At 58.2% G+C, this 4,015-nt stretch carries 2 protein-coding genes and 1 pseudogene; 1 reads left to right on the top strand and 2 read right to left on the bottom strand.

Going from position 1 to position 4,015, the window contains the following annotated elements:
* Positions 1-118: pseudogene (locus AC1DLB_RS23595) on the top strand (lysophospholipid acyltransferase family protein); the annotation flags it as partial.
* Positions 119-300: 182 nt separating this feature from the next.
* Here the strand turns inward: AC1DLB_RS23595 and AC1DLB_RS23590 are convergent.
* Positions 301-2,613: a CHASE2 domain-containing protein gene (locus AC1DLB_RS23590; RefSeq protein ID WP_477785736.1), complete on the bottom strand. Its 2,313-nt coding sequence runs from the start codon at positions 2,611-2,613 to the stop codon at positions 301-303.
* Between the two features lie 18 nt (positions 2,614-2,631).
* Entirely contained in the window at positions 2,632-3,618 is a 987-nt protein-coding gene (locus AC1DLB_RS23585) for a FecR family protein (protein ID WP_064615640.1), read from the bottom strand.
* Between the last annotated feature and the right edge of the window lie 397 nt (positions 3,619-4,015).

Here is a 4,015-nt window from a genome sequence, read left to right as displayed (position 1 = left end):
GGCCATCGCCGACCTGAATGACCGGGTGCAGGCCTGGAACGAACAGATGCAGCGCGAAATGGGTTCGCTGCCAGCAGCCCCGGCAGCACCGAGTGCGACCGACCAAGTGACTGTCTGAAGTTCTGTGGATAACCTGTGTACCGTTTCGTTGAAAATCGCTGTATTTAGTTTTTAAGCTTTTGATTTTTATACATATTTCTTAAGCAAATAAAACTTCGGAAAACGTGCATAAGTTTTTTTCGGACGTAAAAAAACCGGCTGATATAGCCGGTTTTTTTATGCCTGTAAAAATGATCAGGCTCACTCGCTCAAAAGGGGTAGCTGGACACTGAACGTCGTGCCTTGTCCTACCACGCTATGACAGGAAATCCGCCCGCCGTGACGATCCACCACCGCCTTGACCATGGACAACCCCAACCCCAGGCCGTCACTGCCGTGAGCCGATGCAAAGCGTCGATACTGACTGAACAGCTCGGGAAGCTCTTCGACGGCAATCCCTCGGCCCTGGTCGACTATCTCGCACGTTAACCAACCCTCGGTACAACTCACCCGCACGGTGATCCGCGAACCCGCCGGACTGTACTTGATGGCGTTTTCCAGCAGGTTGAACAGTGCCCGTGTCAGTAACGACTGATCGGCCAGGACCAGCGCTTCAGCATCTTCGTCGAGGTCATGCAGCAACTGAATGTTCTTCAGATGAGCGATGCTCGAGGCCTGGTCAAAAGTATCGAGCAGCAACATCGCGAACATGCTCGGCTGAAACTGATAGGCCTCGGATTCAGCCTTTGCCAACTGCACAAAGGCCTCGGTCAGGTTCAGCGCCTTGCGCACTTGTAACTCGATCTGACTGAACACTTGAGTGTCGCCAGACACCTGATGCCGCTGAACGTCGAGCAAAGCCAGAATCGCCGAGTGGGGGGCCCTCAGGTCATGAGACAGAAAACGCAGCAACACGGCCCGCTGCTCCTCGGCGTCCCGTTCGACGCTCAAGTCAGTGAGGCTCAGTAACCAGCCAATCACCGAGTCGCCCTCGGCCGGCAACAGCGGCGCCAGGTCCAGACGCAGGCTGCGTGCCTGAGTGTCACGAAACTCCAGCAGCTCCAGGGTCGACAACGCCGGCAGCGTTCCATCGGACGGCACCGGGTAACCCAACTCGCTCAGTTGCTCGAGCATCTCCTCGCCCACCAGGCTGCTGGAAAATATCTCCCGAGCCTTACGGTTGGCCAACAGAATGCGCCCATTCGGATCGCTGATCAGCGTCGCCACCGGCAAGTACTCAAGGCCATCGGCAATGAAACGCCGGGTGTCACGTGTCCRGCTCATGGCCTGTTCCAGCGCGACGATTTGCCCTTGCAGCACATCGCCAGCCGGGGCCTGGGTCCGACGGCGTTCGGGAAACACTTTCGGCTCGCTGTCCAGACGCGCCAGTTCCCAGCCGAAATAGGCGAGCACCGCATTCAGCCTTCGCCAATTCCAGATCAGGTAACCCAACAGCATACCCAGCAGACTCGCGGCCGGTGACCACCACCAACCAAGACGCAACAGCAGGCTCGAACCCAGCAGCGCGACCGCCATTGCCCCCAGGGTCAGCCATAACGCGCGACGCGGACGCACCAACATAAGGCCCAGCAACTCACCGACAATCACCACCGATAACAACGCCGCCAAACGTTCATCGAGAGCCACAATGTTGCGCTGTTGCAGCAACCCATTGAGGATATTTGCCTGAATTTCGATGCCCGGGGTGGTGCCCATGCTCGCCGATTGCGGTGTCACGTAACGGTCCCCCAAACCTGGAGCGGTGGAGCCGATCAGGATCAAGCGATCGCGCAGCAATTCGGGCGGGACTTCACCGCGCAAGACGCTGACGTAGGGCACACTGGGAAAACCCGCATCGGAACGGATGAAAGGAATCCGTATTTTGTGGGCTCGCTGCCAGCCTTGCGTCGACGGCAGGGCCGGGGTCCCGGGCATCGGTACATTCTCCTTGTCGGCAAGGGTCTGTTCGTACAGCAGCCAGGCCAGTTGCGCGCGTGTTTGTTGTGCCGGTCCTTCGCTTAAATACACACTGCGCACGATCCCGTCGGCATCCGCTTGGGCATTGATGTGCCCGATGCCTTTGACGCAATGGCTCAGTGGYGCCACYGGTTCAATTTCCCCCAAAGGCTGTCCATAACGCGCCACGCCTTCACGCAGCAACGGCACGAAGACATTTCCGGCACGGCAGGCCGCCTGGGCCAGAAGCTGATCGTTGCCGGGATGGCTATCGGGCTCGCTGAAAATCACGTCGAACAGAATGCCTTTGGCGTTCGCAGCGCCTAGCCGATCAAGCAACTGCGCGTGCATGGCCCGCGACCAAGGCCATTTGCCTAGCTGCTGCAAGCTGTAGTCATCGATCGTGACGATGAGTATTCGTGGGTCCACCGGCAGCGGGCTCAGCCGACGCAGGTTGTCGTACAGCAGATTGCTCAAGACCAGGCCATGGGTCATGGACAGCACTGCCGTCAGCGGCAACAGGATCAGGCTGACCCACAGCCACTCGCGGACCATCCGCCGAAACAGCCGCTGAGCCTGGGTCGGCTCGCGGCCGTCCTTCCTTGGGCGGCCCTTCATCGGTCGTCGGCCAGGGCGCTATTGGACACGCGTGGTCCTGGGGTAATAGAAAATGTCATACACCCCGGTCTCTCCTTCTAACCCCTGAGCGTCATACGCCGACAGGCGAACATGGTAGAACAACGCTTTCAGCCCGCTGAATTTGACCTCGGGCGTGCTGGAAAACTGCTCTTGCTTGATGTCCAGAAAGTTCGCGTCGGTGGCCACTTGCGCCCGATAACGCGTGGCGCCTTCGATGGGCTTCATGATCAATTGCCAGACAGGCACATTACCCGTTTGACCGGCCTGCCCCAACAAACGTGGGGCAGGTAACAAGTCGATTGGCGTCAACGTGCCTTGTTTCTGAATACGCAAGCCCTGACGGGCCATGACCTGGACTTCATCATCCTCAGGGCCCTGAGTCCGTTTGGCAGTGGAGCGGGCAGAGCGGGGGCGCGACAGTTCCTCATCACGATTGACCGCCACTTGCCCATTCAGCACTTCCAGTAATGCCTGGCCACCATCATCGTTGCGCACCCGGAAGTGCGTACCCCGTACGCCCAGTACACCGACCGGCGTGACGATCTGAAAACGATCATGGTCGCTGGCACGCTTGATCACATACGACTCGACCTGACCCTGCTCGAGGATAACCTGAGGGATCGAATGTTCTTCATTGAGGTGTAGCGTGATCTGGGAGCTGGAAGGCAGCACTACCCGCGAGCCATCACCCAGGGAAAGGCTGACAAACGCCGAGGGCGAGGTCTTGATGCCTTCCCGCTCGTCGATCGGCATGCCTTCCTGCAGTGGCGTCTGTTTACCTTTGGCATCCAGCTTCCAGGCTTCGCCAGTCAGATGTTCGACAGTCGCGGGCAGCGGTTGGCCGCGACATTGTTGATTATCATCGATATAAGGCAGACGTTTTGCCGAGGCGGCAGCCGCCGATGCACTCTGGGTGAACAATTCCATCAACCCGGCAACCAGTAAAAGACAAACGCCAGAACGGCGTGGGAGCAATAAGGTCATGAGGTTCATGGATTGGCTTTTATGCTCTTATACAAATCATGCCGGGAAACGCCCGCGCTGACGCACGATACCTGACCGGATGCTCTGGCAGATAGCCATGGGTGCAAAGGAAATGAGATGACACATCCCTGTGTCGGAACCGAGCAGGCACTCCATGTGTTTTTCCCCTGAACTGCAGACTCGCCGAAAACCGGCGATCGACGGTCCTGCAGTTTGGCATTGACGCTCCCTGCGTCGGAGCACATCCCAATGCCCCTGTGCCGCTCAGCGAAAACGAATTTACCGGCATAAGCGACCTTGCGCGGTCATTCTCAATATTTGTTCAGAATTGACTGAAGGCGCCTAAAACACCCAACGTTGTTGCGCCGAACGAATGTCGAGCTGGGCGGCTTCCACC

Source organism: Pseudomonas sp. 05N434, from assembly GCF_056396965.1.
The sequence above is the reverse complement of the archived record's forward strand: the minus strand, read 5'-3'. Positions and strand labels throughout refer to the sequence as shown.